The 26,298-nt window shown below is 72.8% G+C and carries 25 protein-coding genes; 9 read left to right on the top strand and 16 right to left on the bottom strand.

The genetic code is table 11. The features are described 5' to 3' along the window. Positions 1 to 93 (bottom strand): biotin carboxylase N-terminal domain-containing protein (locus ACFYYR_RS26955; RefSeq protein WP_351219746.1); only part of this gene is annotated, 93 nt, incomplete at its 3' end. 372 nt (positions 94 to 465) lie between these two features. Here ACFYYR_RS26955 and ACFYYR_RS26960 point away from each other — a divergent pair. Next, on the top strand, positions 466 to 921 hold the full coding sequence (locus ACFYYR_RS26960) for a hypothetical protein (protein ID WP_388858771.1): 456 nt from the start codon (positions 466 to 468) through the stop codon (positions 919 to 921). A gap of 218 nt (positions 922 to 1,139) precedes the next feature. On the opposite strand, the gene ACFYYR_RS26965 is transcribed toward ACFYYR_RS26960, so the two are convergent. The 4 genes from ACFYYR_RS26965 to ACFYYR_RS26980 all read right to left on the bottom strand — a co-directional run bounded on the left by ACFYYR_RS26965 (position 1,140) and on the right by ACFYYR_RS26980 (position 3,921). Continuing rightward, entirely contained in the window at positions 1,140 to 1,766 is a 627-nt protein-coding gene (locus ACFYYR_RS26965; protein ID WP_388858774.1) for a Maf family protein, read from the bottom strand. A gap of 127 nt (positions 1,767 to 1,893) precedes the next feature. Then, complete coding sequence (gene mmpB / locus ACFYYR_RS26970) at positions 1,894 to 2,028, bottom strand: morphogenic membrane protein MmpB (RefSeq protein WP_351514722.1); 135 nt, start codon at positions 2,026 to 2,028, stop codon at positions 1,894 to 1,896. A gap of 84 nt (positions 2,029 to 2,112) precedes the next feature. Next, a complete protein-coding gene (locus ACFYYR_RS26975; protein WP_351514720.1) occupies positions 2,113 to 2,319 on the bottom strand; it encodes an acyl-CoA carboxylase epsilon subunit in 207 nt (68 codons plus the stop codon). Between the two features lie 12 nt (positions 2,320 to 2,331). Further along, positions 2,332 to 3,921 carry an acyl-CoA carboxylase subunit beta gene (locus ACFYYR_RS26980; protein ID WP_351514718.1) on the bottom strand — a complete coding sequence of 530 codons (1,590 nt, stop codon included), beginning with the start codon at positions 3,919 to 3,921 and terminating at the stop codon, positions 2,332 to 2,334. A gap of 163 nt (positions 3,922 to 4,084) precedes the next feature. On the opposite strand from ACFYYR_RS26980, the gene ACFYYR_RS26985 reads away from it, so the two are divergent. The 5 genes from ACFYYR_RS26985 to hutH all read left to right on the top strand — a co-directional run bounded on the left by ACFYYR_RS26985 (position 4,085) and on the right by hutH (position 10,543). Beyond that, the gene (locus tag ACFYYR_RS26985; RefSeq protein ID WP_388858780.1) at positions 4,085 to 4,975 is read left to right on the top strand and encodes a biotin--[acetyl-CoA-carboxylase] ligase; all 891 of its coding nucleotides are present in this window, start codon (positions 4,085 to 4,087) and stop codon (positions 4,973 to 4,975) included. Positions 4,976 to 5,096: 121 nt separating this feature from the next. Beyond that, entirely contained in the window at positions 5,097 to 6,416 is a 1,320-nt protein-coding gene (locus ACFYYR_RS26990) for an adenylate/guanylate cyclase domain-containing protein (RefSeq protein WP_388858783.1), read from the top strand. Between the two features lie 258 nt (positions 6,417 to 6,674). Then, positions 6,675 to 7,472, top strand: a complete 798-nt coding sequence (locus ACFYYR_RS26995) for an enoyl-CoA hydratase/isomerase family protein (protein WP_388858786.1) — start codon at positions 6,675 to 6,677, stop codon at positions 7,470 to 7,472. A gap of 332 nt (positions 7,473 to 7,804) precedes the next feature. Continuing rightward, positions 7,805 to 8,926, top strand: coding sequence for a diguanylate cyclase domain-containing protein (locus tag ACFYYR_RS27000; protein ID WP_388859324.1), 1,122 nt, complete (start codon positions 7,805 to 7,807; stop codon positions 8,924 to 8,926). A gap of 78 nt (positions 8,927 to 9,004) precedes the next feature. Beyond that, positions 9,005 to 10,543 carry a histidine ammonia-lyase gene (gene hutH, locus ACFYYR_RS27005; RefSeq protein ID WP_388859327.1) on the top strand — a complete coding sequence of 513 codons (1,539 nt, stop codon included), beginning with the start codon at positions 9,005 to 9,007 and terminating at the stop codon, positions 10,541 to 10,543. 238 nt (positions 10,544 to 10,781) lie between these two features. On the opposite strand, the gene ACFYYR_RS27010 is transcribed toward hutH, so the two are convergent. Next, positions 10,782 to 11,090, bottom strand: coding sequence for a hypothetical protein (locus ACFYYR_RS27010; RefSeq protein WP_388858789.1), 309 nt, complete (start codon positions 11,088 to 11,090; stop codon positions 10,782 to 10,784). Between the two features lie 107 nt (positions 11,091 to 11,197). On the opposite strand from ACFYYR_RS27010, the gene ACFYYR_RS27015 reads away from it, so the two are divergent. Together ACFYYR_RS27015 and ACFYYR_RS27020 are read left to right on the top strand one after the other, a co-directional pair. Continuing rightward, positions 11,198 to 11,584: a hypothetical protein gene (locus tag ACFYYR_RS27015; protein ID WP_388858792.1), complete on the top strand. Its 387-nt coding sequence runs from the start codon at positions 11,198 to 11,200 to the stop codon at positions 11,582 to 11,584. Between the two features lie 194 nt (positions 11,585 to 11,778). Then, the gene (locus tag ACFYYR_RS27020) at positions 11,779 to 13,035 is read left to right on the top strand and encodes an Ig-like domain-containing protein (protein WP_388858795.1); all 1,257 of its coding nucleotides are present in this window, start codon (positions 11,779 to 11,781) and stop codon (positions 13,033 to 13,035) included. Positions 13,036 to 13,120: 85 nt separating this feature from the next. Here ACFYYR_RS27020 and ACFYYR_RS27025 read toward each other — a convergent pair whose 3' ends face one another. The 8 genes from ACFYYR_RS27025 to ACFYYR_RS27060 form a co-directional block, all read right to left on the bottom strand. After that, positions 13,121 to 13,540, bottom strand: a complete 420-nt coding sequence (locus ACFYYR_RS27025; protein ID WP_388858798.1) for an acyl-CoA thioesterase — start codon at positions 13,538 to 13,540, stop codon at positions 13,121 to 13,123. A gap of 155 nt (positions 13,541 to 13,695) precedes the next feature. Then, positions 13,696 to 14,070: a hypothetical protein gene (locus ACFYYR_RS27030; RefSeq protein WP_388858801.1), complete on the bottom strand. Its 375-nt coding sequence runs from the start codon at positions 14,068 to 14,070 to the stop codon at positions 13,696 to 13,698. 182 nt (positions 14,071 to 14,252) lie between these two features. Next, complete coding sequence (locus ACFYYR_RS27035; protein WP_388858804.1) at positions 14,253 to 15,452, bottom strand: sugar ABC transporter permease; 1,200 nt, start codon at positions 15,450 to 15,452, stop codon at positions 14,253 to 14,255. Then, positions 15,449 to 16,228 carry an ATP-binding cassette domain-containing protein gene (locus ACFYYR_RS27040; RefSeq protein ID WP_388858807.1) on the bottom strand — a complete coding sequence of 260 codons (780 nt, stop codon included), beginning with the start codon at positions 16,226 to 16,228 and terminating at the stop codon, positions 15,449 to 15,451. The genes ACFYYR_RS27035 and ACFYYR_RS27040 overlap by 4 nt, the downstream gene beginning before the upstream one ends. 24 nt (positions 16,229 to 16,252) lie before the next feature. Beyond that, a complete protein-coding gene (locus tag ACFYYR_RS27045; protein WP_388859330.1) occupies positions 16,253 to 17,374 on the bottom strand; it encodes a substrate-binding domain-containing protein in 1,122 nt (373 codons plus the stop codon). A 17-nt stretch (positions 17,375 to 17,391) separates the two neighbouring features. Further along, positions 17,392 to 20,028, bottom strand: coding sequence for a SpoIIE family protein phosphatase (locus ACFYYR_RS27050; protein ID WP_388858810.1), 2,637 nt, complete (start codon positions 20,026 to 20,028; stop codon positions 17,392 to 17,394). A 135-nt stretch (positions 20,029 to 20,163) separates the two neighbouring features. Then, complete coding sequence (locus tag ACFYYR_RS27055; protein WP_388858813.1) at positions 20,164 to 20,991, bottom strand: hypothetical protein; 828 nt, start codon at positions 20,989 to 20,991, stop codon at positions 20,164 to 20,166. Positions 20,992 to 21,340: 349 nt separating this feature from the next. After that, entirely contained in the window at positions 21,341 to 22,411 is a 1,071-nt protein-coding gene (locus ACFYYR_RS27060; protein ID WP_388858816.1) for a hypothetical protein, read from the bottom strand. 448 nt (positions 22,412 to 22,859) lie between these two features. Between ACFYYR_RS27060 and ACFYYR_RS27065 the strand changes: the two genes are divergently transcribed. Continuing rightward, positions 22,860 to 23,963, top strand: a complete 1,104-nt coding sequence (locus ACFYYR_RS27065) for a hypothetical protein (protein WP_388858819.1) — start codon at positions 22,860 to 22,862, stop codon at positions 23,961 to 23,963. Between the two features lie 80 nt (positions 23,964 to 24,043). Here the strand turns inward: ACFYYR_RS27065 and msrA are convergent, their stop codons facing one another. Then, the gene (gene msrA, locus ACFYYR_RS27070; RefSeq protein ID WP_388858822.1) at positions 24,044 to 24,709 is read right to left on the bottom strand and encodes a peptide-methionine (S)-S-oxide reductase MsrA; all 666 of its coding nucleotides are present in this window, start codon (positions 24,707 to 24,709) and stop codon (positions 24,044 to 24,046) included. Between the two features lie 213 nt (positions 24,710 to 24,922). Further along, positions 24,923 to 26,023 (bottom strand): hypothetical protein, encoded by a 1,101-nt coding sequence (locus ACFYYR_RS27075; RefSeq protein WP_388858825.1) that lies wholly within the window; start codon positions 26,021 to 26,023, stop codon positions 24,923 to 24,925. Positions 26,024 to 26,298: the final 275 nt, after the last annotated feature.

A 26,298-nucleotide genomic window follows, 5' to 3' on the forward strand; every position in this document is an offset into this window, starting at 1 on the left:
GTAGACGGCTACGGATCCGATCCCGGCATCCCGGCAGGCACGGGCAACGCGGACAGCGATTTCGCCTCGGTTGGCGATGAGCACCTTGCGCACGATGGCTCCCTCCTTGAAACAAGGCGAGTTTAGGGACTGCCGACACGAGATGCCGAGTCGCCATCCGGGGTGACCTTGCCCACACGGAGTGTCATCCCGTCGTCGCCGAAGGGTCGAAAACCCTTGTCGTCCAACGGTACGCCCGCAATTCCCCGGGCAGACAGGCCCTTCGGTGTGGTCAAGATCTCTGCTGCGCGGCCCCGTCGTGGGAGGTGATTCTTTGTCGGCTCCCTACGAACGGGGGAAGGAAACTTTGCCGCATCGATTCGCCCGGCCGGGCGAGGCGCACACCCCTTGTTTCCTCGGATTACCCATTAGTAGCGTTCGCGCTGACGTCGGTACTGCAGGTAACAGCGGAAGTGGGTGGGCGGCGTGGCACGGAGACCGGTGGCCGTGGTGGGGGCGGTGCTGCTGTTTCTGGAGGCGATCGGCATCGCGCTGGTCCATTTGATACTCGGCGTGGTGGTGGACCGGCAGGACATGTCCCTCGCCGGTCTCGACCCGCACGCCATGACCGTGTCCACCTGGATCGCCGGTGGCCTGTTCGGCTGCTATCTGGCCTGCTGCGGGGTGGTCCTGCTGCTCGGCGCGCTGCGGGACCGCGCCCCCGGGCGGTTCGCCCGCATCCTGCTCATCACGTGTGCCGTGGTGCACGGGGTGCTCGCCATGCTCGCGGTCGGGCTGGTGGGCTGGGCGGCGTTCCTGTTCCTGACGGTGGTGCTGGCGCTGCTCGTCTTCACCCTCATCGCCTACGCCCCGCAGGACGGCGCGGGCACGGAGCCGGCCGCGGAGGCTCCGCCCGCCGCTCCCGGGGCCAACCCCGCCTGATCCGGGCGCGTCCCGGCCCCGGACCGGCTGACCGGCCGCGCCCCGCTCGGGCGCGGCCGTGGCCCGTTCCAGGGCCTCCTGACGCCGCGTGGGCCGGGGCTCGCCCCGGGGAGCCCCGTGACGCCGTTCCGGCGCCGTTCGCCGGGCCCGGGCCTCGCTCCGCGCGGCGGTTCCGTCGTGCGGGCCGTTCCGGACGCGCCGTCAGGTCGGGGCGCCGCTCAGGCCTCCCGGACCCACAGGTCGGTGATGGCCACGTCCACCTCGGCGAGCAGGGTCCGCAGCGTCGGCAGGGAGAGCCCGATGACGTTGCCCGCGTCGCCGTCGATGCCCTCGACGAACGGCGCGGAGCGGCCGTCCAGGGTGAACGCGCCCGCCACGTGCAGCGGCTCACCGGTCGCCACGTACGCCGCGACCTCGGCGTCCGTCGGCTCGCCGAAGCGCACCGTCGTCGAGGCGGTCGTCGCGGCCCGGCGGCCGTTCGCGGTGTCGATCACGCAGTGCCCGGTCCGCAGGACGCCGGAGCGCCCGCGCATGGACTTCCAGCGGGCCGTGGCCTCCTCGGCGTCGGCCGGCTTCCCCAGCGCCTCGCCGTCCAGTTCCAGCACCGAGTCGCAGCCCACCACGAGCGCGCCCGCGGCCTCGGGACGGGCCGCCACCGCCGCGGCCTTGGCCTCCGCCAGCACCCGGGCCAGCTCCGCGGGGGAGTCCGCCGTGAGGGCGTCCTCGTCGACCCCGCTGACGATCACCTGGGGCGCCATTCCGGCCTGCCGGAGCAGTCCGAGACGGGCGGGCGAGGCGGAGGCGAGGACGAGCGTGCGCGCGGCGGCGGAGGGGTTCCCGGTCATGCCCGCCAGGGTATCGGGGCCGCGCCGGGGCCCGGAGGGGAGACGGACCCCGAGGGGCCGGGGAGGAGAAAGCAGGGCCCGGAGGGGAGCGGCGGGGCGCGGAGCTACGCGTCGGCCGCCCCGCCCGTCACGGGTGCAGCAGGCCGAGGACCAGCATCAGAACCACCATCGCGACCGCCAGGACCCGGCCCGCCCGGCGGAGCTTCTCCTGGGCGTCGCGCAGCTCCTCGGAGGGCTCGTCGGAGGGATCGGACCACAGCATCCTTCGATCCTGCGACAGAACGGACCGTGCCGCCTGAGTACGGGTACTCAGGCGGCACGGTGGGACCGGGCGGGACCGGCCGGGTCAGCGCGGCCAGGCCGAGCTGCGCCAGGCCTTCGGGCCCGGCTGCGGCAGGCCGCCGCGGGGCACGTTACGGGCCTTGTCGGACCACTCGTTCAGCTCTTCCCGCGCCTCGGCGGCCGACGAGGCCGCCGCGGCGCGTGCTTGGACCACTGCCAGTGCGGCAGCCAGCTCCTCGGGAGTCGGGTTGCCCCGCAGAACCTTGAACATGGGCCGGCCTCCTTACAGGGGGATGTTGCCGTGCTTCTTCGGCGGCAGGGACGCCCGCTTGTTCCGCAGGGTCCGCAGCCCGCGGACGATGTGCCGACGGGTCTCCGAGGGCATGATCACCGCGTCCACGTAGCCCCGCTCGGCTGCCGTGTACGGGTTGAGCAGGGCGTCCTCGTACTCGCTGATGAGCCTGGTCCGCACCTCCTCGGCCTGCTCCGGCGTCTCGGCCGCCGCGATGGTGCGGCGGTGCAGGATGTTGACCGCGCCCTGCGCGCCCATCACCGCGATCTGCGCCGTCGGCCAGGCCAGGTTGAGGTCGGCGCCCAGGTGCTTGGAGCCCATGACGTCGTAGGCGCCGCCGAAGGCCTTGCGGGTGATGACCGTGATGAGCGGGACCGTGGCCTCCGCGTAGGCGTAGATCAGCTTGGCGCCGCGGCGGATGATGCCGTTGTACTCCTGGTCGGTGCCGGGGAGGAAGCCCGGGACGTCCACGAAGGTCAGCACCGGCACGTTGAACGCGTCGCAGGTGCGGACGAAGCGCGCGGCCTTCTCGGAGGCGTCGATGTCCAGGCAGCCGGCGAACTGCATCGGCTGGTTGGCGACGATGCCCACCGGGTGGCCCTCGACCCGGCCGAAGCCGGTGACGATGTTCGGGGCGAACAGCGCCTGGGTCTCCAGGAACTCGTTGTCGTCCAGGACGTGCTCGATCAGCCGGTGCATGTCGTACGGCTGGTTCGCCGAGTCCGGGATGATCGTGTCCAGCTCGCGGTCCTCGTCCGAGGTCTCCAGGTCCGCCTCCTCGGGGAAGGCGGGCGGCTCGGTGAGGTTGTTGGACGGCAGGTAGGACAGCAGCGACTTGATGTACTCGATCGCGTCCTTCTCGTCGCCCGCCATGTGGTGCGCGACGCCGGAGGTCGAGTTGTGCGTCCGGGCGCCGCCCAGCTCCTCGAAGCCCACGTCCTCACCGGTGACCGTCTTGATGACGTCGGGGCCGGTGATGAACATGTGCGAGGTCTTGTCCACCATGACCGTGAAGTCGGTGATGGCGGGGGAGTAGACCGCGCCGCCGGCGCAGGGGCCGACGACCAGGCTGATCTGCGGGATCACCCCGGAGGCGTGGGTGTTGCGGCGGAAGATCTCGCCGTACAGGCCCAGGGCGCTGACGCCCTCCTGGATGCGGGCGCCGCCGGAGTCGTTGATGCCGATGACCGGGCAGCCGTTGGTCAGGGCGAAGTCCATCACCTTGACGATCTTCTGGCCGTAGACCTCGCCGAGGGCGCCGCCGAAGACGGTGAAGTCCTGGGAGAACACGGCCACCGGGCGGCCGTCGACCGTGCCGTAGCCGGTGACGACGCCGTCGCCGTACGGCCGGTTCTTCTCCAGTCCGAAGTTGGTCGACCGGTGCCGGGCGAACTCGTCGAGCTCGACGAAGGACCCTTCGTCGAGGAGGAGCTCGACTCGTTCACGGGCTGTCAGCTTGCCCTTGGCATGCTGCTTCTCGACGGCGCGCTGGGAGCCGGCGTGCGTCGCTTCGTGGGTCCGCCGCTGCAGATCCGCGATCTTGCCTGCGGTCGTGTGAATGTCGATTTCCGGCTCGGACATCGGGATGCGGCTCCTGCTCGTCCTCGGATTGGGCTACCTGGGCTACATGGGGCTACCGCCTCGTAGCGTATCCGCGACTGTGCGCTGTGGCAGTGCGGTGTTGGCCACACCTGGGACCCTTCGCGCGCGGGCCCTGAGCTGGTACGGGCCCTACGCTGACGGTATGACGCCGAAGCCGCCGGGCGCACCGCAGCCCGACCGTCCGCACGGCCGCTGGTCCGATCTGGACCGGCCGCCGCTGAACGCCACCGCCCTGCGGAAGGCCCTCGTCCGCCCGGGCGGGCTCTGGACCTCCTGCGACGTGGTCGAGGTGACCGGGTCCACCAACAGCGACCTGGCGGAGCGGGCCCGCGCCGGCGCGGCCGACGAGGGCACGGTGCTGGTGGCGGAGGAGCAGTCCGCCGGACGCGGGCGGCTGGACCGGCAGTGGTCCGCCCCGCCCCGCTCCGGGCTCTTCTTCTCGGTCTTCCTGCGGCCCGGCGCGCACGACGTGCCGGTCGGGCGGTGGGGCTGGCTGCCGCTGCTCGCCGGGGTCGCGACGGCGACCGCGCTCTCCCGCGCCGCGGGTGTCGACACCGGGCTGAAGTGGCCCAACGACCTGCTGGTGCGGATCGGCGACGAGGAGCGCAAGACCGGCGGGATCCTCGCCGAGCGGGCCGGGGACGGCGTCGTGATCGGGATCGGGCTGAACGTCTCGCTGCACGCGGACGAGCTGCCGGTGCCGGGCGCGGGCTCCCTCGCCCTCGCGGGGGCGTCGTCCAGCGACCGGGACCCGCTGCTGCGGGCGGTGCTGCGGTCCCTGGAGCAGTGGTACGGGGACTGGCGGGCGGCCCGGGGCGACCCGGGGGCCAGCCGGCTCCAGGAGGCCTACGCGGCGGGCTGCGCGACGCTCGGCCGGACCGTACGGGCCGAACTTCCGGGCGGCCGGGAGATCGTGGGCGAGGCCGTCGCGATCGACGGCGACGGCCGGCTGGTGCTCGCCACGGACGCGGGTGTGCAGCAGCCGGTGGGAGCCGGGGACATCGTCCATCTCCGCTCCGCGACACAAGAGTGAGCTAGGGCACACCTGCCGTATCGTTGGGGCACCGGACCAGGCAGCGGCCTGGCGGGACCCGGGCGGAGCGGCGAGAAGTGATCGGAAGGGCTGTGCGCAGGGATCGGACAGGGGGCGGGCGGTGACCGTGGACGACCCGGGCGCGCCGGGGCGCGCACACGAATCCCCCGAACCGCAGGTGCAGTCCGCCCCCGAGCACGCCGCCCGCACCGACGCCGGACGTGCCGACGCCGCCCGCACCGACGCCGATCGCGCCGGACCCGCCCGCCGGGCCGGGAGCGACGGGGCCGGCGGCAACGGTGCCCGTGGCGACGGCGCCGAGGGTGCCGAGGCCGCCCCGGCCCGGGACGGCGACGGGGCGGCCCCCGAGGAGGGGGACCCCCTGGCCCTCCGGCTGGAGCAGCTGATCCTGGGCGCCGAGCGCCGCTACACGCCCTTCCAGGCCGCCCGCAGCGCCGGGGTCTCGATGGAGCTCGCCTCGCGCTTCTGGCGGGCGATGGGCTTCGCGGACATCGGCCAGGCGAAGGCGCTGACCGAGGCCGACGTGCTGGCGCTGCGGCGGCTGGCCGGTCTGGTCGAGGCGGGGCTGCTGAGCGAGCCGCTGGCGGTGCAGGTGGCGCGGTCCACCGGCCAGACCACCGCCCGGCTCGCCGAGTGGCAGATCGACTCCTTCCTGGAGGGGCTGACCGAGCCGCCGGAGCCCGGCATGACCCGCACCGAGGTCACCTATCCGCTGATCGAGCTGCTGCTGCCGGAGCTGGAGGAGTTCCTGGTCTACGTCTGGCGGCGGCAGCTGGCCGCCGCGACCGGCCGGGTCGTGCAGGCGCAGGACGACGAGGAGATGGTCGACCGGCGGCTGGCGGTGGGCTTCGCCGACCTGGTCGGCTTCACCCGGCTGACCCGGCGGCTGGAGGAGGAGGAGCTCGGCGAGCTGGTCGAGGCCTTCGAGACCACGGCCGCGGACCTGGTCGCGGCGCACGGCGGCCGGCTGATCAAGACCCTGGGCGACGAGGTGCTGTTCGCCGCGGACGACGCCGGGGTCGCCAGCGAGATCGGGCTGCGGCTGATCGAGACCATGGGGCACGACGAGACGATGCCGGAGCTGCGGGTCGGCATCGCGCTGGGCACCGTGACGACGCGGATGGGCGACGTCTTCGGCACCACGGTGAACCTGGCGAGCCGGCTGACGTCGATAGCGCCGAAGGACGCCGTCCTGGTGGACGGGGCGTTCGCGGAGGAACTGATGCGGTCCGGGGAGGCCCCGGAGTCGGAGGCCGAGGCCGCGGCGGCCGAGAAGGAGGGCGAGGGCCCGGAGACGCCGTACCGCTTCGCGCTGCAGCCGATGTGGCAGCGGCCGGTCCGCGGGCTCGGGGTCGTCGAGCCGTGGCTGCTGACCCGGCGGGCGCAGCCGGCCTCCCCGGACGGCGGCGGCCGGGTCTGACGGCGCCGGGCGGGGCGCCGTCCGGTACGCCGTGCGGTCGCGCCGGGGAGCCCGCTGAGCGGAGACCGGGGAGCCCGCTGAGCGGAGAGGGGCCCGTACCGGTCGCCACGGAAGGCTGCTCAGTGGACGGACCGTACCGGTCGCGGGGCTGCTCGGCGGGCGGACCGTACCCGTCGCCCCGGGAGGGGCCTGACGGCGGGCGGCTGCCGGTGCGATGATGCCTCGCGTCGGGTTCACGGTCGTTAACCGGGAGGGCGCATGGGCGAGCAGCGGTTCGGGGAGTGGGTCGTCGTACGACGGCACGGCGGGCATGTGGCGGAGCTGGTGCTCGACCGGGTGAAGGCGATGAACGCCGTCTCCACCGCCATGGCGCGCTCGCTGACGGAGGCGTGCGCCACGCTGGCCGCCGACCGCTCCGCCCGGGTCGTGGTGGTGTCCTCCAGCCACGAGCGCGCCTTCTGCGTCGGGGCGGACCTCAAGGAGCGCAACTCCCTGACCGACGCCGAGCTGGTGCGCCAGCGCCCGTACACCCGGGCCGCCTACACCGCGGTGCTGGAGCTGCCGATGCCGACCGTCGCCGCCGTTCACGGCTTCGCCCTCGGCGGCGGCTTCGAGATCGCGCTGGCCTGCGACCTGATCGTGGCGGACCGGACGGCCGTGGTCGGACTGCCCGAGGTGTCGGTCGGCGTGATCCCCGGCGGTGGCGGCACCCAGCTGCTGCCGCGTCGGGTGGGCGCGGCCCGCGCGGCGGAGCTGGTCTTCACCGCCCGCCGGGTGGAGGCGGCGGAGGCCCGGGAGCTGGGCCTGGTGGACGAGCTGGTCGCGGCGGGCGAGGACCGCACCGAGGCGCTGGCGCTGGCCGCGCGGATCGCCGGGAACTCCCCGGTCGGGCTGCGGGCCGCCAAGCGGGCCATGCGGCTGGGGCACGGGCTGGACCTGGCGGCCGGCCTGGAGGTGGAGGACGCGGCCTGGCGGAGCGTGGCCTTCTCGGGCGACCGCGCCGAGGGTGTGGCGGCGTTCAACGAGAAGCGCACCCCGGACTGGCCGGGCGAGTAGCGGCTGCCCCGTGCCCGGCGGCCGGCCCCCACGGCCCGGCCTCGTGGCCCGGCGGCCACCCGGCCGTACGGGGCGCGCGCCGGTCCCGCGGGCCGGTGCCGTGCCCCGTCGCGGGCGGGTGGCCCGCGCCGTGGAGCGTAGGCTCGCGCGGTCCCGGTGCCGTACCGGTACGACCTCTCGCCCGAACGGGGCGAATGGCGTGAAATGTTCCTACGCTGGAGTGCGCGCGGTGCAGGGTGTGCGCACGGTGAACGGAACGCGAGGGTGCGGTGTCGGACAACGGCAGCGGGGGCGATGCGCGGCTGCGGGCCGTTGTGGGCCTGGCCCAGGCGATGGCCGCCGCGCAGACGGGCCCCGAGGCGCTGCGGGCCGCCGCCGCGGGCGCCTGCCGGGCCCTCGGCGGGGTGTTCGCGGCGATCTCGGTCTGGGAGCGGGAGCTCGGCCGGCTCCGGGTGCTGGTCAACGTCGGTGAGCTGGCGGCCGGCGAGGAGGAGTTCCCGGAGGACGAGACCTATCCGGTGCACGAGTTCCCGGAGATCGTGGAGTTCCTGCACGAGCAGGGGGCGGACGGCGGTGAGCCGAGCGCCTGGGTGGAGGTCGCCGGCGAGCCCGGAGCGGACGCCGCCTCCGCCGCGTACGGGCCCCCGGGGCCGCCCCCGGGCGGCGGCTGGGGGCGCGGCGCGGCCCTGCTGCGGCGCGGCCGGGGCTGCTGCGTGATCGCGCCGATCGTGCTGCACGGGCGCGCGTGGGGCGAGCTCTATGTGGCGCGCCCCGCGGACGAGCCGGTCTTCGGGCCCGCGGACGCCTCCTTCGCCACCGTGCTGGCCTCGGTGACCGCGGCCGGGATCGCGCAGACCGAGCGGCTGGAGGAGGCGCGGCGGCTGGCCTTCACCGACCCGCTGACCGGTCTCGCCAACCGGCGGCTGGTCGATCTGCGGCTCGACGAGGCGGTGGAGCGGCACCGGGCCGACGGCACCGTGGTGAGCCTGGTGGTCTGCGACCTCAACGGGCTCAAGCGGGTCAACGACTCGCTCGGCCACGCGGTGGGGGACCGGCTGCTGGAGCGGTTCGGCTCGCTGCTGTCGCTGTGCGGCGCGATGCTGCCGGGCGCCCTGGTGGCCCGGCTGGGCGGCGACGAGTTCTGCCTGCTGGCGGTGGGCCCGCCGCCGGACGACGTGGTCCGGGCCGCCGAGGAGCTGTGCCGCCGGGCCACCGCGCTGGAGCTGGGCGAGGGCGTGGCCTGCGGGGTCGCCTCCACCGGCGAGCGGATCGGCCCCGTCGGCTCCGCGCGGCGGCTGTTCCGGCTCGCGGACGCGGCGCAGTACCGGGCGAAGGCCGCCCACTCCCGGAAGCCCGTGGTCGCGGGCCGGGAGGGGCCGGACGACCCGGTCCTGCGGCTCGCGGAGGCGCCGCCGGAGGGCGGCCCGGAGCGCCGCAGGTTCCGCCGGGACTGACGCCGCGGGGTCGTTCCCCGTGTGCGAACCCACTCGTGACATCCAGCGATTCAGTCTCTAGGGTGCCTGAATATGGATATGCACACTGTGGTGGTGGGGACGTCCGGGACGAGCGCGGAGGACGTCATCGCCGTGGCCCGGGGCGAGGCCCGGATCGAGCTCTCCGACGAGACCCTGGCGGCCCTCGCCGCGTCCCGCGAGGTCATCGACGCGCTCGCCGCCAAGCCGGAGCCGGTCTACGGCGTCTCCACCGGCTTCGGCGCGCTGGCCGTCCGGCACATCAGCCCCGAGCTGCGGGCCCAGCTCCAGCGCAACATCGTGCGCTCGCACGCCGCCGGCATGGGCCCGCGGGTCGAGCGCGAAGTGGTGCGCGCCCTGATGTTCCTGCGCCTGAAGACGGTGTGCTCCGGCCGGACGGGCGTCCGGCCGCTGGTCGCCCGGACCATGGCCGCGCTCCTCAACGCCGGGATCACCCCGGTCGTCCACGAGTACGGCTCGCTGGGCTGCTCCGGGGACCTCGCCCCGCTCTCCCACTGCGCCCTGGCCCTCATGGGCGAGGGGGACGCGGAGGGCCCCGACGGGGTCGTCCGGCCGGCCCACGAACTCCTCGCCGAGCACGGCATCGAGCCCGTGGTGCTGCACGAGAAGGAGGGCCTCGCCCTGCTCAACGGCACCGACGGCATGCTGGGCATGCTGGTGATGGCCTGCGCCGACCTGGCGCGGCTGTTCACCGCCGCCGACATCACGGCCGCGCTGACCCTGGAGGCCCTGCTGGGCACCGAGAAGGTCCTCGCGCCCGAGCTGCACGCCATCCGGCCGCACCCGGGCCAGGCCGCCAGCGCCGCCAACATGCTGAAGGTGCTGGCCGGTTCGGGCCTCACCGGTCACCACCAGGACGACGCGCCGCGGGTCCAGGACGCGTACTCGGTCCGCTGCGCCCCGCAGGTCGCCGGCGCGGGCCGGGACACCCTCGCCCACGCGCGGCTGGTGGCCGACCGGGAGCTCGCGGCCGCGGTGGACAACCCCGTGGTGCTGCCCGACGGGCGGGTGGAGTCCAACGGCAACTTCCACGGCGCGCCCGTCGCGTACGTCCTGGACTTCCTGGCGGTGGCGGCGGCCGATCTCGGCTCCATCGCCGAGCGGCGCACCGACCGGCTGCTGGACAGGAACCGCTCCCACGGCCTGCCGCCGTTCCTGGCCGGCGACCCCGGTGTCGACTCCGGGCTGATGATCGCCCAGTACACGCAGGCCGCCCTGGTCAGCGAGCTGAAGCGGCTGGCCGTGCCGGCGTCGGTGGACTCGATCCCGTCCTCCGCGATGCAGGAGGACCATGTGTCGATGGGCTGGTCCGCGGCGCGCAAGCTGCGGACGGCCGTCGACAACCTCGGCCGGATCATCGCCGTCGAACTCGTCGCGGCGACCCGGGCGATCGAGCTGCGCGACGGTCTGACCCCGGCGCCGGCGACCCGCGCCGTCCTGACGGCCGTACGGGAGGCGGGAGTCGAGGGGCCGGGCGGGGACCGCTTCCTGGCACCGGACCTCGCGGCGGCGGACGCCTTCGTCCGCTCCGGGAAGCTGGTCCACGCGGTGGAGTCGGTCACCGGGCCGCTCGACTGAGCCCCTTGGCTTCCGAGTCCTGACCCCCGAGCCGCTTCCTCCGGTGGGCGGAACCGGTCCGGTGCGGCCCCGCCACCTGAGGTGGCGGGGCCGCCCGCGGTCGGCCGCCTTCAGCCGGAAGGTCCGTCAGCGGGACGTGGGAAGAGGGGTGTTCGGGGTCCATGGCGGGCCGTGGCGGGAGCGGGGCCAGGTCGCGGCCCGAGCGCGGAAGGCCGCGGGGCCGGAATCCTCCGGACCGTCAGAACATGTTCGGACGGGAGCGGCGCGCGGCCACCGAGACCAACGCGGCGCCGAGGCCCAGGAACAGGGTGCCGCCCACCAGGTACGGGGTGGTGTCCACGCTGCCGGTGTCCGCCAGCGAGAGCTGCTGGGGCCGGGCACCCGAGGCGTCCGGGGCATCCGGGGCGTTCACCTGCTGTGTCGTCGGCTGGTTCCGCGGTGCCGCGCCGGGATCCTCGACCGTCGCGTTCGCGGAGGGGACGAACCACAGTGCGAAGAGCATCGAACCCGCGGCAGTTGCGGTCAGCAGCGGGCGGCGTGCGGACACGTAACGGACCCCCTTGTGGAGCTGGAGAATTGGCCGTCCCGGGAGATGTTAATGACACCTGCGGGTCGCGGGAAAGTCTTGGCCTCCGGGCCCCTTACGCTCCGGCCATGAGCACTGAGGAGACATCGCAGTTCGTGCGCCTTCGGGTGGAACTGGTCCTGGAGATCACCGACACGGGTGAACTCACCGGAGCGGCCATGGATCAGATCGGGGGTGACGCCACGGTGCCCGACGACGAGCGCGCTCACGCCCAGGCGTCCGTCCGGGACGACGCGGCCGAGGCGCTCGCCTATCTCGTCGACCCGTTCGACCTGGTCAACGGGGTTCCCGGGGTCGAGCTCGCACAGGCGTCCTGGAGCAGTGAGAAGGTCGACTACGACCCGGACTCCGCGGAGTGGGACTTCGACGACGAGGACGGGGGCTTCGACGGAATCGGCTGGATCGGTGAGGATGGGGACCGGTCGGTTGGGGAAGGCGGTGCCGGGAGGGCGTGACGGAAGGGCACGAGCCGTCCCGGTGTCCACGATGTGGACCGGGACCCTGTCCCACGTGGCGTACCCCACAATTTTCGGTCGCGGGGGAACCGGACGAATAGGGATAGGTGTTCTACCAAGAGCGGCCGGGAAAAGTGCGCCGCACGGCTCGGCTCGGGGATTTCAGGGGACCAGTAGCAATGGAGAAGCGTGTGATGACGGACGGTAAGCGTCGCAGGAGCCTGGTGGCCGCGGCCGCACTGCTCAGTGGTGCGCTCGCGCTCACGGCATGCGGCGGCGGTGACGGCGAAGGCAGCACCGACAACCGTGCCAAGTCGCAGGCTCAGGTGGACCAGCAGGCCGCCAAGGATGCTTCCGACGCGCGAATAGCGATCAGCCCGAAGGACGGCGCCAACAACGCCGGCATCAACAGCGACGTCAAGGTCAAGGTCGCGGGCGGCAAGCTCACCAAGGTCACCATGACCGCGGTCGAGTCCGGTACGGATGTTCCCGGCAAGCTGTCCTCCGACGGCCGGACGTGGACGCCCGACGGCCAGTTGGAGCGCTCCACCAAGTACAAGATCACCGCGGAGGCGAAGGACTCGAAGGGCCGCTCGGCCAACGAGAACTCCACCATCACCACGGTCTCCCCGTCCAACAGCTTCATCGGCAACTTCACGCCGGAGGACGGGTCGAAGGTCGGCGTCGGCATGCCGGTGTCCATCAACTTCGACAAGGCGATCACGAACAAGAAGGACGTCGAGTCCGCGATCAAGGTCAGCTCGACCAGCGGCCAGAAGGTCGTCGGGCACTGGTTCAACGGCAACCGTCTGGACTTCCGCCCCGAGGACTACTGGAAGGCCGGCTCCACGGTCACCCTCGATCTCGACCTGGACGGGGTCGAAGGCGCTCCGGGGGTGAAGGGTGTCCAGAAGAAGAAGGTCACCTTCACCGTCGGCCGGAACCAGGTCAGCACGGTCGACACCAAGACCAAGCAGATGACCATCACCCGGGACGGCAAGAAGGTCAAGACCATCCCGATCTCGGCCGGCAGCCCCGAGAACCCGACCTACAACGGCCAGATGGTGATCTCCGAGAAGTTCAAGGAGACCCGGATGGACGGCTCGACCGTCGGCTTCAAGAACAGCAGCGGCAAGGGCGAGTACGACATCAAGGACGTGCCCCACGCGATGCGGCTGTCCACCTCGGGCACCTTCATCCACGGCAACTACTGGGGCGCCGACTCGATCTTCGGCAGCGTCAACACCAGCCACGGCTGTGTCGGCCTGAACGACGCCAAGGGCGCCGGCGACAGCAGCCAGCCCGGGGCCTGGTTCTTCGACAACACGCTCATCGGTGACGTGGTGGTCGTGAAGAACTCCCCGGACAAGACCATCACCCCGGACAACGGCCTCAATGGCTGGAACATGGACTGGAACGAGTGGGTCGCCGGGAGCGCGATCGGCGGCTGACACCGGCCCGTTCCCCTGGACGACGGCGGCGGACCACACCCTCGGGTGCGGTCCGCCGCCGTCGTTTCCCCCGTTCCCCTCCGGTTCAGAGGCCCAGCAGTGAGGCGTCGGTGGCGAAGGCGCGGAAGGCATCCCGGGGGTCCGGCACCAGCTTGCGGGCCCGCAGGTCCATCAGCCCGCCGACGCTGTGCAGCTCGGCGGCGAGCTCGCCGTCCCGCCGGATGGTCTGCTCGACCCGGAACGTCTTTCCCTCGCCCCACACGAACGCGCAGGACACCTCGATCTCCTCACCGGCCCGGAGTTCACGGTGGAAGCGCATCGTGGTCTCCAGGTTGACCGGGCCCACACCCTTCTCGATCAGCTCGCTCTGGCGTATCCCGGCTGCCTGGACGAGGGACCAGCGGGCGTGCTCGGCGTACTGCATGTACACGCTGGTGTTGACGTGTCCCTGTGAGTCCGTCTCGTAGCCCCGGACGGTGATCCGTACGGTGAACGGCTGCGTCATGGCGTCCCTTTCCGACGATCCTTGGCTCGCCGCCATCCTTGCGCACGACCGCGGGGGCGCGTGGACGAGCCGGGGCGGGACGCGGCGGTGCGCGGACGCGCTGACGCGGGGGCGGGACGAGGCGCCGGTGACGCTCCGGACGGAGGCCGCGCCGGTCACATCTCCTGCGTATAGCGGATGTAGAACGTCACCACGGCCATGGACAGCCCGAGGATCAGCCCCATCAGGGTCCCCTCCAGCCAGGTCTGACCGCTCACGGTGAGCATGTAGCCCAGCGCGGCCCCGAAGATCGCCCCGTAGGACGCGGCCCGGACCTCCCGGCGCAGCCGGTGCTGCACCATTCCGAGGGCGAAGCAGAGCGCGGCGACGGCGGCTCCGCCCACCAGGCTCGCGACGGTGATCCTGGTGTTGGACGATCCGTTGTTGCTCTCCAGCCAGGCCACGTAGAGGCCGTAGGCGATCCCCAGCGTGACGGGGACGCCCACGGCGCTGGACGGGTAGTGGCGGGCCGGCATGGCAGTCGTGGACATGGCGGACTCCTCTCTCCCCTCACGACCAGAGCACACCCGTGCGCGGAGGGCGGCAACTCGGCCCGTCCGCACCGGGCCGCTTTTCGTCTCCCGGCGCCGTGGGGCGCCTGCCCGGCATGGCGCGGCCTGCCCGGCACGGCAGCCTGCCCGGCACGGCCGACGCGCCGGACCCCGCCGAGCGGCTAGGCCCGGCCGTGGGCCTTCTGGAAGCGGCGTGACAGGGAGTCGATGACCACGGCCGCGAGCAGCACCCCGCCGGTGATCATGAACTGCACGGCCGCCTGGATGCCCAGCAGGGCCATGCCCGAGGCGATCGACTGGATGACCAGCATCCCCAGCAGGGCGGACCAGGCCGAGCCGTGTCCGCCGAAGAGGCTGGTGCCGCCGATGACCGCCGCGGCGATGGCGTTCATCAGCAGGATGCCCGAGCCGGAGGTCTGGCTCGCCGAGGTCACCCGCGAGGCCAGCATCAGGCCGCCGACCGCGGCCATCGTGCCGGACACCATGAACACCGAGATCCGCATCCGCACGATGTTGATGCCCGCCCGGCGGGCCGCCTCGACGCCCCCGCCGAGGGCGAACACCTTGCGGCCGTAGGAGGTGCGGCGGAGCACGAACTCCAGGCTCGCGAGGACGGTCAGGAAGATCAGCAGGGCCAGCGGCAGGCCCTGGAACTGGTTGAGCACCCAGGCGGTGGCGAACGCGACCACCGTGAGCACGCCGGTGCGCACCCCGATCTCGACGAGTGACCGGGCCGGCATCCCGATGGCCCTGCGGCGCCGCCGGTCCACGTGGGAGGTGAGGAAGTACACCGCCGCGCCCAGCGCCGCCAGGCCGTACGCGGCGGCGACATTGCCGAAGTAGTGGCTGGTCAGCGTGGCGACCAGCCCCTCGTCGTCGAGGTTCACGGTGCCGCTGGTGCCCAGGATGTAGAGCATCAGGCCGTTCCAGGCCAGCAGCCCGGCCAGGGTGACCACGAAGGCCGGCACCCCGACTCTGGCGAAGAAGAACCCCTGGACGATCCCGACGGCCGCCCCGCACAGCACCGCCGTCACCAGGGCCAGCCACTCCGGCACGCCCTGCTGCACGTTCAGCACCGCGAACAGGGCCGCCGCGAGGCCGCTGACCGAGCCGACCGACAGGTCCAGCTCACCGATCAGCAGCACGAAGACGATGCCCACCGCGATCAGGCCGGTGCCCACGATGTCCACGCTGAGGTTGGACAGGTTGCGTGCCGAGAGGAAGTTGGCGTTCAGGCTCTGGAAGATGATCCAGATCGCGAGCAGCCCCAGGATCACGGGCACGGCGCCGAGCTCGCCGCCGGCCAGCCGGTTCTCGTAGGCCCGGAGCCAGCCCCTGAGGACCCGTCCGCCCGGGATCACAGCTCCGTCTCCCCCGCACGCGGGGAGCGGCGCGTCACGGCGTCGCCGGTGGCTCCGGTGATGGAGGAGATGATCTGTTCCTGGGAGGCGGTGTTCACGTCGAAGAGGCCGTTGTTGCGCCCCAGCCGCAGCACCGCGACCTCGTCCGCGACGGCCTTGACGTCACCCATGTTGTGGCTGATCAGCAGGATCCCGATGCCGCGGTCCCGCAGCTGGTCGATGAGGTCGAGGACCTGGGTGGTCTGCTGGACCCCGAGGGACGCGGTGGGCTCGTCCAGCAGCAGGACCCGGGGCCCGGCGAGCAGCGAGCGGGAGATCGCGACCGTCTGGCGCTGGCCGCCGGACAGGGCGGCGACCGGGCGGCGCACATCGGGGATGTGGATGGACAGGGCCCGCAGCAGACTGCGGGTCCGGCGTTCCATCTCCACCTCGTCGAGGATGCCGATCCGGTGGATCTCCCGGCCGAGGAAGAGATTCCCGACGACATCGAGGTTGTCGCAGAGCGCGAGGTCCTGGTAGACGGTGGCGATGCCGAGGGTCTGGGCGTCGTGCGGCCGTTTGATCTGCACCGCCCGGCCCTCCCACTCGATCAGCCCGTGGTCGGCGGGGCCGACTCCGGCGATCACCTTCACCAGGGTGGACTTCCCGGCGCCGTTGTCGCCCACCAGGGCGACCACCCGCCCGGGGTGGATGTCCAGTTCCACGTCCGTGAGGGCCTGGACGGCGCCGAAGTGCTTGGAGACACCGCGCAGGGACAGCAGGGGCAGGGACGACACGGCACACCCTCTCCTTCTCCCCGGTCACGGGATCAGTCCGGCCCGCTCGCAGGCCGACCGGAACTTGGCGGTGCAGATCTGATCGATCGTGTACATACCGTCCTTGACGACGGTGTCCTTGATGGTGTCGACCGTCAGGGGGACCGGGGTGAGCAGAACGGCGGGGACGTTGGTGGCGGTCGAGGTGCTGATCCGGTCCTGGGCCACGCTGTCGGGCGACTCGCCGCGGCCCAGCGCGACGGCCATGGCGGCGGCGGCCTCGGCCTCCGGCTTGAACGGCTTGTAGACGGTCATCGACTGCTCGCCCTTGACGATGCGCTGGACGCCGTTCAGCTCGGCGTCCTGGCCGGTGATCGGGGGCAGCGGAGTGACGTTGCCGGACTTCAGGGCGGAGACGATGCCGGAGGCGAGCGCGTCGTTGGCCGAGTACACGCCGTCGATGCTGCCGGGGCCGAGGGCGGAGATGGCGCCGGACATGTCGATGTGCGCGTTCTCCGGGCTCCACTGGGGGGTGTCGTACTCCTTGCCGATCCGCACCTTGTCCTCGAGGACGGACAGGGCGCCCTCCCGGAACCACGCCGCGTTCGGATCGGTCGGGTCGCCGTTCATCATGACGATCCGGCCGCCGTCGGCCTTCTTCCCCATCGCCCGGAGCAGGGCCTCGGCCTGGAGCCGGCCGACCTCGTTGCCGTCGAAGGAGACGTAGCCCGAGATCGGGCCCTCGGCGAGCCGGTCGTAGGAGACGACGGGGATGCCCGCCCGGTCCGCCTCCTTGACCGAGGAGCGCAGCGACTTGTAGTCGACCGGGTCCAGGACGATCACGTCCACCCTCTTGGTGATCATGGTGTCCACCTGCTGCTGCTGGGTGGCGACACTGCCCTGGCCGTTGGCGTACTCCACCCTGCAGTCGGCGCACAGCTCCTTGATCTTCTGCTCGATCAGCGGCCGGTCGAACGCCTCCCAGCGGGCGGTGTGGCTGTCCGGCAGCAGCAGGCCGATCGTCACGCCCGTACCCTCCCGTCCCCCGGACAGGGACTCCTCGCCCGAGCCCCCGGACTCCTTGGCCTGCCCGCAGCCCAGGGCGAGCGCGAGGGAGAGGGCGACCGCCCCGAGGGCGGCGCCGGGGGACCGGACGGTCGTGCGGATCGGCACGCGGAGCCTCCTCACGGCGTTCCGAGCGCGGTCCACCAGGGGGCGTCCGCCTCCGGCTCCGGCTCCGCGGGGCCCTCCGGGGGGTCCGTGGGGCGGGGCTCGCGCGGCGGCACGACGATCTCGCTCCACACCTGCTTGCCGCCGCTGACCGGCACCGAACCCCAGGCGGAGGACATCGCCTCGACCAGCAGGATGCCCCGGCCACCGGTCGACTCCCAGTCGACGATCACCGGCTTGGCGGGGGCCCGCGGGGAGGAGTCGCTGACCGCCACCCGCAGCCGGTCCACGCCCAGCGTGAGATCGAGCCGCACCGCCCCCTGGGTGTGCAGCAGGGCGTTGGTGACCAGCTCGGAGACGACCAGCAGCGCCGCGTCCACCTCCTCCTCCAGGCCCCAGGCGCGCAGCTTGCGGGCGGCGAACCGGCGGGCGTGCAGCACCGCGTCGGGCAGCCGCCACACCGTCCAGCCGGCCCGGATCGGCCGGAACTCCATGCCGTCGTAGCGCAGCAGCAGAAGCGCCACGTCGTCGTCCCGGCGGCCGGCGTCGACGAGGAGTGCGTCGGCCATCCGCCCCGCGTCGGACGGGTCGGCCGCGGTGAGCAGATGGCACAGCCGGCGCATCCCGTCCTCCAGGTCGAGCCGCGAGGACTCGACCAGGCCGTCGGTGAGGAGGGCGAGGACCGTGCCGGGCAGCAGCCCGAGCGTGGTGATGGCGAACTCCGCGTCGGCGAGCACCCCGAGCGGCGGCCCGCCCTCGGCCGCCACCTCCTGGGCGCTGCCGTCCGGGTGGCGCACCAGCGGCAGCAGGTGCCCGGCCCGGACGATCCATGCCTCGCCCTCCTCCATGTCCAGTTCGACGTAGCAGCAGGTGGCGAAGAGGTCGGTCTCCATGCCGACCAGCAGCCGGTTGGTGTGCGAGACCACCACGTCCGCCGGGTGCCCCTCCACCGCGTACGCCCGGATCGCCGTCCGCATCTGGCCCATGATCGTGGCGGCCCCGGCGCTGTGCCCCTGCACATCGCCGATGACCAGGGCGATGCGGCCCTCGGAGAGCGGGATGACGTCGTACCAGTCGCCGCCCAGGTCCATCCCCACCATCGCGGGCAGATAGCGGGCGACGGCCACCCCGCCGGGCAGCGCGGGCAGCCGGCGCGGCAGCAGGCTGCGCTGGAGCATGGTGGCGAGCTCGTGCTCGGCGTCCAGCGCATGGGCGTGCTTGAGAGCCTGCCCGACCAGGCCCGCCGTCGCGGTCAGCAGCGACCGCTCCTCCGGACCGAACTCGTGCAGGTCCTCCCACCCCACCAGACACGCGCCGACCACCCGGCCGTCGGCGGGCAGCGGCAGGATGGCGAGCCCGCCGGGGCCGACGTCCGCGAGGCTCGGTTCGAGCCCGGTGCCCGCGGGCCACAGCGTCGCCCGGCCCTCGCGCAGCGCCGCCTCCAGCGTGGGCAGGGCGCGCGCCGGTGCGTCGGGCCACTCCGCATGCCACTCCGCCCGCCAGGCCTCCGGCCAGCTGCCGGGCTCCGGCGGGTCCAGGAGGGTGACGACGAGCCGGTCCCCGCCGACCTCGGCGAGCACCACCCGGTCGGCGCCGAGCGGCTCCCGCAGGGCGGAGACGACCACCCGGCCCACCTCCCGGACGGTCGTCGCGTTGGCCAGCGCGGCGGACAGCTGCTGCACCCGGGAGACCTCGTCGGCACCGGGGCGCAGGTACGAGGCGTCGGCCACCACCCCGAGCACCCGCTCCGGACCGCCCCCGGCGTCGGGCAGAACCCGGCAGCGCAACCGCAGCCAGCGCAGTTCCCCGGAGGGACGGCGGACACGGAACTCCAGTTCACGGCTGCCGACGGTCAGCCGGCCCGGCTCCACGACGGACATCAGCGCGGGCAGGTCGTCCGGGACGGTGTACGCCAGCAGCGTCTCCACCCGGCCGTCGAAACGCTCCGGCGCGATGTCGACCAGCTCCAGCATGCACGGATCGGCCTCGATCAGCCCGGTGTTCAGCACGACGGTGAAGGACCCCACCCGCAGACCGTCCAGGGCGGATCCCGGCAGGGCGCGGGCCTCCGTCCGCGTCAGGGACCCCACGGCGTCCGGCTCGCCGCCGGCTTCGAGCCGGGCGGCGACATGGTCGGCGTACAGCTCCAGCAGGGTGCGCCGCTCGGGGGCGAACCCGTCCCCGTTCTCGTCCACGAAGAGCAGACAGCCCAGGCCCCGGGTGTTGACCCCGAGGGGCACGGCGCCCAGCGAGATGCCCGCGGGGAGGGGCTCGGGGGACTCCGTGGCGCCGACCGGTGCGTCCCCGTTGTCGCCGGGTGCCGTGCGGCGGTCGGCGAGCTCGGCGGAGCTCCACCACAGGGGGCGGCCGGCCCGGAACGCGTCGGCCGCGGGGGAACGGCCCGCCAGCGCGTAACTCGGCGCGAGCCCGTACCGGGCCCCGGAGCCGCCGAGGGTCCCGGTCAGGTACAGCTCGCCCTCACCCTCGCCCAGCACGTAGACGGCGGCGAGCGTCGCTCCGGCGAACACCGGGGCCTGCTCGGCCGCAGCCTGCCGCGCCCCTGGGGTCCGCAGGCCGACACCGCGCGTTCCGGTGCCGGGATCCGCCTCCTCGTTCGGGAGTCCGACCCCGGCCCCGCTGTCGCTGGACATTCCGTAACCCACCTGAGACCCATACTGTGCGCCCGGGCGGGGGGAGGCCAGTCAGGGACCGGCGCCGAACGTGCGGGTGGCCGGGCGGTGCGGGGGCTGGGTGGCGGGCTGAGGGGAGGAGTCCCGCGGGTCCGGCTACGCGGCCCGCTCCGGCCTCAGACGGCGCAGCCCCTCCATGCCGGTGGCGAGCAGGTCGTCGTGGCTGATGGAGAAGTCGCCGTTGGGCAGCCGGCCGCCGTAGCGGGCACCGACCACCGCGTCGGGGAGGTACGAGCGCAGCCGGTGACGCATCTCCCGCGGGTGGTCGACGAGCTCGCCCCAGCAGGGCGGTGCCGCGTCGGTGGAGAGCATCACCCAGTGGTCGACGGGCACATCGGCGTCGAGATCGGGTGCCTCGCCGGTGTGGCAGTCCAGCGCCGGCAGGGTCAACCGGTCCGGGTCGAGGGGCGAGTACCACATCAGGAGTGGTTCGGCGCGCCGGGCCGCGGCGCTGTCGAAGCAGCACACCGCGATGGTGTGCCCCGGATAGTGGTCGGCGTAGAACCTCAGCAGGTCCGGGTCGAGGCGCGGACGCCTGTGCTCCGGTACGTCATCGAGCGCGGCCGGGATCCTGGTCGGGTCGGCCGCGAGCAGCACGGTGTAGATGTCGTGCTCGAAGATCTCGACCGCTGCGCCGTCCGTCCCCATCCAGGCGATGTCGTCGGTGATGCCCGTCCGGAGGGGCCGGCGGACCGCGTCGACCATGCGGTTGAGGACATCGCCGGTGCGCCCCACCGGGAGGAAGTGCTCCCGGGTCATCCGGGCGGTGGGCAGATGCAGCAGCATCGCGTTCGGCCCGGCGGCGAGGTTGACGGGAGTGTTCTGGTACCCGAGCACGTGGATCAGGCCGTGCTCGGGGTGGTGAAGTCTCCCGGCGTACAGGGTCGTTCCCGAGAACTCGGCCCGGTCGAGCGAGATGCACATGGGCGCCCAAGCTACCCGCGCCTCGACCTTCCGGAGAAGCGGCGGGCCGTCTCCCGGAGAAGTGGCGGGCCCAGGTGCGCTGCCGTCGCCACTCGCCGGCGCGGCGGGCCCGAGGCGAAGCCCCCGGCCGATGGCGTCGGCCGGGGGGCAGAGGGGCCGCTGGGGACCGCGTGCCCGGCGGTCCCGCGCAGGTGCCTGCTCTTCGGCGGTGCGGTGGATGCGGCGGTGGACATCCCGCGGTGGTGCGGCCACCGGCGGTGGATGCGAACCCGCGGTGGCGCCTCCCCCGACGGCTGTCGGGATCGTGCGGCACTCTCCGCGTCACCGGTGCCCCGCCGCCACCCGGGATTCAGTTCACGCAGCCGGGAACGCTGTTGGGCGGGGCGCAGTTGGTCGGATCGTTCTTCACGACGCTGCTCTGGATGAGCTCCACCCGGTGGGGTGCCAGCTTGGTCGAGTTCTCGGTGCTCTCCTTGCGCTGGGAGTCGCTCGTCGTACCGATAAAGAGCCGGAGGATGATCCCGGAGTTCTCGATGCCGCCGCCGGTGGTGGGGCCGCCGTTCGAGGTGTTGTGGCTGACGGTGCTGCGGTGGAGGGTCGTCGGCTCGTCCGAGCCGGTCTGGATGCCGCCGCCGTTGCTCCGGGCGATGTTGCCCTTGATCTTGGTCGAGTTCAGACGCAGTGGCCCGGTCTCGAGGTTGATCGCCAGGGTGACGATGCCGGCGCCGCGGTCACCGGAGTCGTTGCCGTTGACCGACACGTCGTTGAGCTTGGTGTCCCCTGCATTGGCGAGGCCGCCTCCCCAGAAGGCGCCCGTATTGGCGCGGAGGGCGCCGCCCTGCATGGACATCGTGCCGTTGGTGGCCACCCCGCCGCCGAAAGCCGCGTGGTTGTTGCTGACCGTGGTGTTCTTCAGGGTGAGCGTCCCCAGCTGGTTCCAGATCCCGCCGCCGGTGCTGGCCCTGTTGTTCCGCACCGTCGAGTCGATCAGGGTGAGGCTTCCGTGGTCGTTGAGGAGGCCCCCGCCGTGCGAGTCCGTGGTGCCGGTCTCGCCGTAGCGCACGGTGATCGATTTCAGGGTGAGGCTGCCGCCCTCCCGCACGTGGAAGAGGCGGAACGGCGTGCCGGAATTGCGATCGATGGTCGTGTTGTCCCCGGTGATCTCCACCTTGCCGGTGATCTCGGGCAGGCCGTCACCCGGGTTGTCGGCCTGGGTCAGGGTGTAGACGCACCGAGGGGCGAGGGCGATGCTGCCGCCGCTGGTGTTCGCGTTGTTGATGGCCGCCTTCAGGGCTGCGATGTCATTGCACGCGACGCGGGTCGGTGCCTGCGCCTGGGCCTGCGCGGCGGGCAGCAGCGTCAGGCACAGGCCGAGGCCGGTGACGGCGGTGACGGTTGCGCGTCTGAGCGTGTCAGTCATGGGGCTTCCTTGGCTGTGGGGGCAGGATTCCGCGATCCCGGCGACGCCAAGCCGTCGAGCCTGCACCCCCTGAGCGTCGCTGATCGCCACTCAGACATATCCGACGTGTGCCTTCCATGCATGGCTTGCCGGTCATTCGGGTGCACGGCCCCTGGGCCGCTCGATGCCGGGTTCGGCTGGAGCTGCGGGCCCCGCCACCACCGCACTGCCGGTTCGCGCCTCCCGCCGTGACGCGTCCGGCCCCTGGGCTGCTGGGCCGAGGTGAGGGCCGGGGGCGCCGGACCGGAGGCGTGGGAACCGGGGCCGTTCGGCGGTACGCCGGGTGAGGCCGGTACGTCCGGCGGTTAAGAACGAAACGGCATGGTCACCGGACGGTCGGTCGGCGGCCCGGCCATCGGCTGCCGGTGAGACCGGCCTTTTCCTCTCCAGCACGGCGAAGGGTGCAGCGATGAAGAGCTTGGCACGGTCCGGCGCCCTGACCGCCGCGCTGGGGGTGGGACTGTCCATCGCCGTCCTGCCGGCCGGACCGGCCGGTGCCGCAGGAGAGACCCATGTGCGGTGCAACGACATCGCAGCCCTGAAGACGGCCATCAACCAGGCCAACACCAGCGGCGGTCGCATCACCCTCGCGGCCCACTGCACCTACACCCTGACCGCACCCGACCATCCCGACGACGGGCTCCCGGAGATCACCGGGAACGTGACCGTCTCCGGCCGCGACACCACCGTTCGACGCGCCCCCGGCGCGACGTCGGACTTCCGCATCTTTCACGTGGCGAACGGCGGGGAACTCTCCCTGAAGTCGCTCGAGGTCAGCGGCGGAAGCGTGCCCCACTCCGCCGGCGGCGCCATCTGGAACAGCGGCACCCTGAACCTGGCCGACGTGATCATCAAGGGCAATCGTGCCGGTACGGGCGGCGGCGTCTACAACCTGGGCGGGCAGTTCCGTCTGGACCGCACCACCATCGCGCACAACACCGCCGTCCGTAACGGCGGCGGAATCGCCAACGGACGCAACAGCATCCTCGACCGTCCCGGCACGATGACGATGAAGGGCGGGGCGCTGCTCGGCAACCGGGCACACAACGACAACGGCGGTGGTCTGGAGAACGTCAGGAGTACCGCGTCCCTGGACTCCGTAACGGTCAGCGGCAACACGGCGATTCACGGGGGCGGCATCAACCAGTTCGGCGCCACCCTGCAGCTCACGTCGACCACCGTCAGGAACAACATCGCCGTGTCGGGCGCGGGCCTGTCGAACGAGTTCAGCACAGCCACGCTGACGCGCAGCCTGGTCACCCGCAACACCGCGATCACCGCTGGTGGCGGTGTCTTCAGCGGGACCTCCGCTCAGGTCACCCTCACGGGCAACGCAGTCGTCCGCAACACCCCGGACAACTGCAGCCCCGAAGGCAGCGTTCCCGGGTGCGCCAACCCTGCCGACAGCGTGACCGCGCCGAGTTCGTACCCGTCCCCGCCTGCCGGGAACAACACTGCCGGGGACAGTTCTGCCGGGAACAGCGCTGCCGAGACCGGCAAGGCCCCCGAGTGACCCGTCCGGCACCGGTTGCTGCCCCGCGCGCCTGAGCGATGCCCGGCCTCACCGGGGGCGATGCCGTCCGGCTGCGAACCTCAGCCGTCGGCCTTCACCACACCGACCGGGCAGCTCACGCCCGTCCCCCCGATCCCGCAGTACCCGTTCGGGTTCTTGTCCAGGTACTGCTGGTGATAGGGCTCCGCCGGATGGAACGGGCGGCCCTCCGCCGGGAGGATCTCCGTGGTGATCGCGGAGTGGTTCGCCTGCGTCAGCACCTGCTGGTAGGCGTCGCGGGAGGCCTCGGCGGCGGACTGCTGCTCGGGGGAGTGCGTGTAGATCGCCGAGCGGTACTGGGTGCCGACGTCGTTGCCCTGGCGGAAGCCCTGGGTCGGGTCGTGGGACTCCCAGAAGAGCTTCAGCAGCTCCGCGTAGGAGACGACCGCCGGGTCGAAGACCACCCGGACCGCCTCGGTGTGCCCGGTGAGGCCGCTGCACACCTCTTCGTACGCCGGGTTCGGGGTGTACCCGCCCTGGTAGCCGACGAGCGTGGTCCAGACGCCGGGGGTCTGCCAGAACTTCCGCTCCGCTCCCCAGAAGCAGCCCAGCCCGAAGTCGGCGACCTCCAGGCCCTCCGGGTACGGGCCGAGCAGCGGGTTGCCGAGGACGGTGTGCCGGTCCGGCACCGAGAACTCGGGGGTGTCACGGCCGCGCAGTGCCTCTTCCGGGGTGGGGAGCTGGGGCCGGTGGCTGTGCAGGAACATGAGGGTCCTCTCGGCGTGATGTCCGTACGGACAACGTATGCGGGGGCCCGGGGATTCCTGGCCGGCCGCCGCGGGCCGTCACCGCTCCGTAAGCCGTCGTCCGTAAGCCGTCGTCCGTCGTCCGTCGTTCGTGTGCAGGCCACCGGCCGAGGCTCCATCGGGGCGGGAGCCCGCACCGGCCCCCGTCCTGTCGGTGCGGAGGCTGCCCGCCCGTCAGCGCGGCAGCGTCGCCGGGGTGCCGCCCGACTGTTCCCAGCCGTTGACCGCCAGCGCCCGGTACGCCGTGTACTCCGCCGCGGGGTCGGGGGAGTAGGACCAGGGCACCGCGCCCACATGCCCGTCCACGTGCCGCAGCTGCTCCATCGCCTCGGCGTAGCGCTCCGCGCGGACCAGGAACCAGACCAGCAGATGGCGGACGTGCGGCAGGACGGGGTGGTCGGAGGGCACCGAGCGGGTGGCGAACAGGGCGCCCTGGACGGCCCGGGTCACCACGGCGCTCTGGTACAGGCCGCGGACCATGTTCACCTCGGGCAGGTGCTCGAAGACGGCGAACAGCGGCAGCGCCGGCAGCAGGCTCTTCTCCGGGGCCGAGGCGGCGGCCCGGTGCGTGAAGGCGTCGGCCAGCTCCTTCGAACCGTGCCACTTCTCGCACCAGTGGTGCAGGGCGGCCAGATGCGCGCCCATGTGGTGCGGGGCGCGCGTGGTGATCGTGCTCCACAGCTCCTCGACGTCGGCCTCCCGGTAGCCGAGTCCGCGGGCCACCGCGAGCTGGACGATGTACGGGGTCGGGTCGCCGGGGGCCAGCAGCGCCGCGTCCTCGGCCACCGACCGCGCCTCCTCCAGGATGATCCGGTACTCGTCCGACCCGGCGCCGCCGGAGGACTGGCGCGCCTGCCGGACCAGGAACTCGGCGTGCACCACCGCGCCGCCCGCCTCCTTCGGGGACTCGGTGCGCCAGGTCCGCAGCCACCGGCCGCCCTCGCCGGGCAGCTCGGCCAGCTCCACGGCCGCCGCTCCGGCCAGCGTCTGGACCCGCTGCCAGCGCAGCTCCCAGTCGTCCGTCACGGCGAGCAACTGCGCGGCGGGGCGCCACTCCTGGGTGCGCCGGATCTCCGCCAGCACCTCGGCCAGCTCCCGGTCCGGTCCCGGCAGCCGGACGTCGAGCTGCTCGGGGCTGACGAAGCCGTACTGCCGGGGGTCGAGGGCGCTGCCATGGGCGTGGAACGCCTGACGTCCGTCGCGCCTGCGCCGCAGGGCCGGGATCAGAACACCGCCGATCATGGTCAGGCCCAGCAGGATGATCAGAATCTCCATGAGGTGTCCAGGTGTCCTCTGCCGTGTCGTCTCGTGCCGTGTCGTCGTCTCGGATGCCGGGCACCAGTGTGGCCCGGACCGCCGCGTGCCCGTTCGTACGGTCCCGAGTCGTCGTGTCCGCCGGTCCCGGGCCGTCGCGTCCGCCCCGGCCACGGACCGGAGCCGCCGCCTCCACCGCGCACCGGTCTCCCGGCGCCGCCGCCCGTGCCCGGACGTCGGAGCCCGTCCCCCAAAAGTACTGTCGGACGAGCCCAGGAGTTCCCGGGCCGCGCGTA

It is taken from the genome of Streptomyces sp. NPDC001922 (genome assembly GCF_042891165.1).
Lineage (GTDB): Bacteria > Actinomycetota > Actinomycetes > Streptomycetales > Streptomycetaceae > Streptomyces.

Excerpts from the sequence above, each read along its gene's own strand:
- ACFYYR_RS27050 (WP_388858810.1), bottom strand. The coding sequence starts at position 20,028 with ATGTCCAGCGACAGCGGGGCCGGGGTCGGACTCCCGAACGAGGAGGCG.
- ACFYYR_RS26975 (WP_351514720.1), bottom strand. The coding sequence starts at position 2,319 with ATGTTCAAGGTTCTGCGGGGCAACCCGACTCCCGAGGAGCTGGCTGCC.
- ACFYYR_RS27000 (WP_388859324.1), top strand. The coding sequence starts at position 7,805 with ATGGCCGCCGCGCAGACGGGCCCCGAGGCGCTGCGGGCCGCCGCCGCG.
- ACFYYR_RS26965 (WP_388858774.1), bottom strand. The coding sequence starts at position 1,766 with ATGACCGGGAACCCCTCCGCCGCCGCGCGCACGCTCGTCCTCGCCTCC.
- ACFYYR_RS27055 (WP_388858813.1), bottom strand. The coding sequence starts at position 20,991 with ATGTGCATCTCGCTCGACCGGGCCGAGTTCTCGGGAACGACCCTGTAC.
- ACFYYR_RS27060 (WP_388858816.1), bottom strand. The coding sequence starts at position 22,411 with ATGACTGACACGCTCAGACGCGCAACCGTCACCGCCGTCACCGGCCTC.
- ACFYYR_RS26995 (WP_388858786.1), top strand. The coding sequence starts at position 6,675 with ATGGGCGAGCAGCGGTTCGGGGAGTGGGTCGTCGTACGACGGCACGGC.
- ACFYYR_RS27030 (WP_388858801.1), bottom strand. The coding sequence starts at position 14,070 with ATGTCCACGACTGCCATGCCGGCCCGCCACTACCCGTCCAGCGCCGTG.
- ACFYYR_RS26980 (WP_351514718.1), bottom strand. The coding sequence starts at position 3,921 with ATGTCCGAGCCGGAAATCGACATTCACACGACCGCAGGCAAGATCGCG.
- msrA (WP_388858822.1), bottom strand. The coding sequence starts at position 24,709 with ATGTTCCTGCACAGCCACCGGCCCCAGCTCCCCACCCCGGAAGAGGCA.
- mmpB (WP_351514722.1), bottom strand. The coding sequence starts at position 2,028 with ATGCTGTGGTCCGATCCCTCCGACGAGCCCTCCGAGGAGCTGCGCGAC.
- hutH (WP_388859327.1), top strand. The coding sequence starts at position 9,005 with ATGCACACTGTGGTGGTGGGGACGTCCGGGACGAGCGCGGAGGACGTC.
- ACFYYR_RS26985 (WP_388858780.1), top strand. The coding sequence starts at position 4,085 with ATGACGCCGAAGCCGCCGGGCGCACCGCAGCCCGACCGTCCGCACGGC.
- ACFYYR_RS27065 (WP_388858819.1), top strand. The coding sequence starts at position 22,860 with ATGAAGAGCTTGGCACGGTCCGGCGCCCTGACCGCCGCGCTGGGGGTG.
- ACFYYR_RS27025 (WP_388858798.1), bottom strand. The coding sequence starts at position 13,540 with ATGACGCAGCCGTTCACCGTACGGATCACCGTCCGGGGCTACGAGACG.
- ACFYYR_RS27015 (WP_388858792.1), top strand. The coding sequence starts at position 11,198 with ATGAGCACTGAGGAGACATCGCAGTTCGTGCGCCTTCGGGTGGAACTG.
- ACFYYR_RS27075 (WP_388858825.1), bottom strand. The coding sequence starts at position 26,023 with ATGGAGATTCTGATCATCCTGCTGGGCCTGACCATGATCGGCGGTGTT.
- ACFYYR_RS27020 (WP_388858795.1), top strand. The coding sequence starts at position 11,779 with ATGACGGACGGTAAGCGTCGCAGGAGCCTGGTGGCCGCGGCCGCACTG.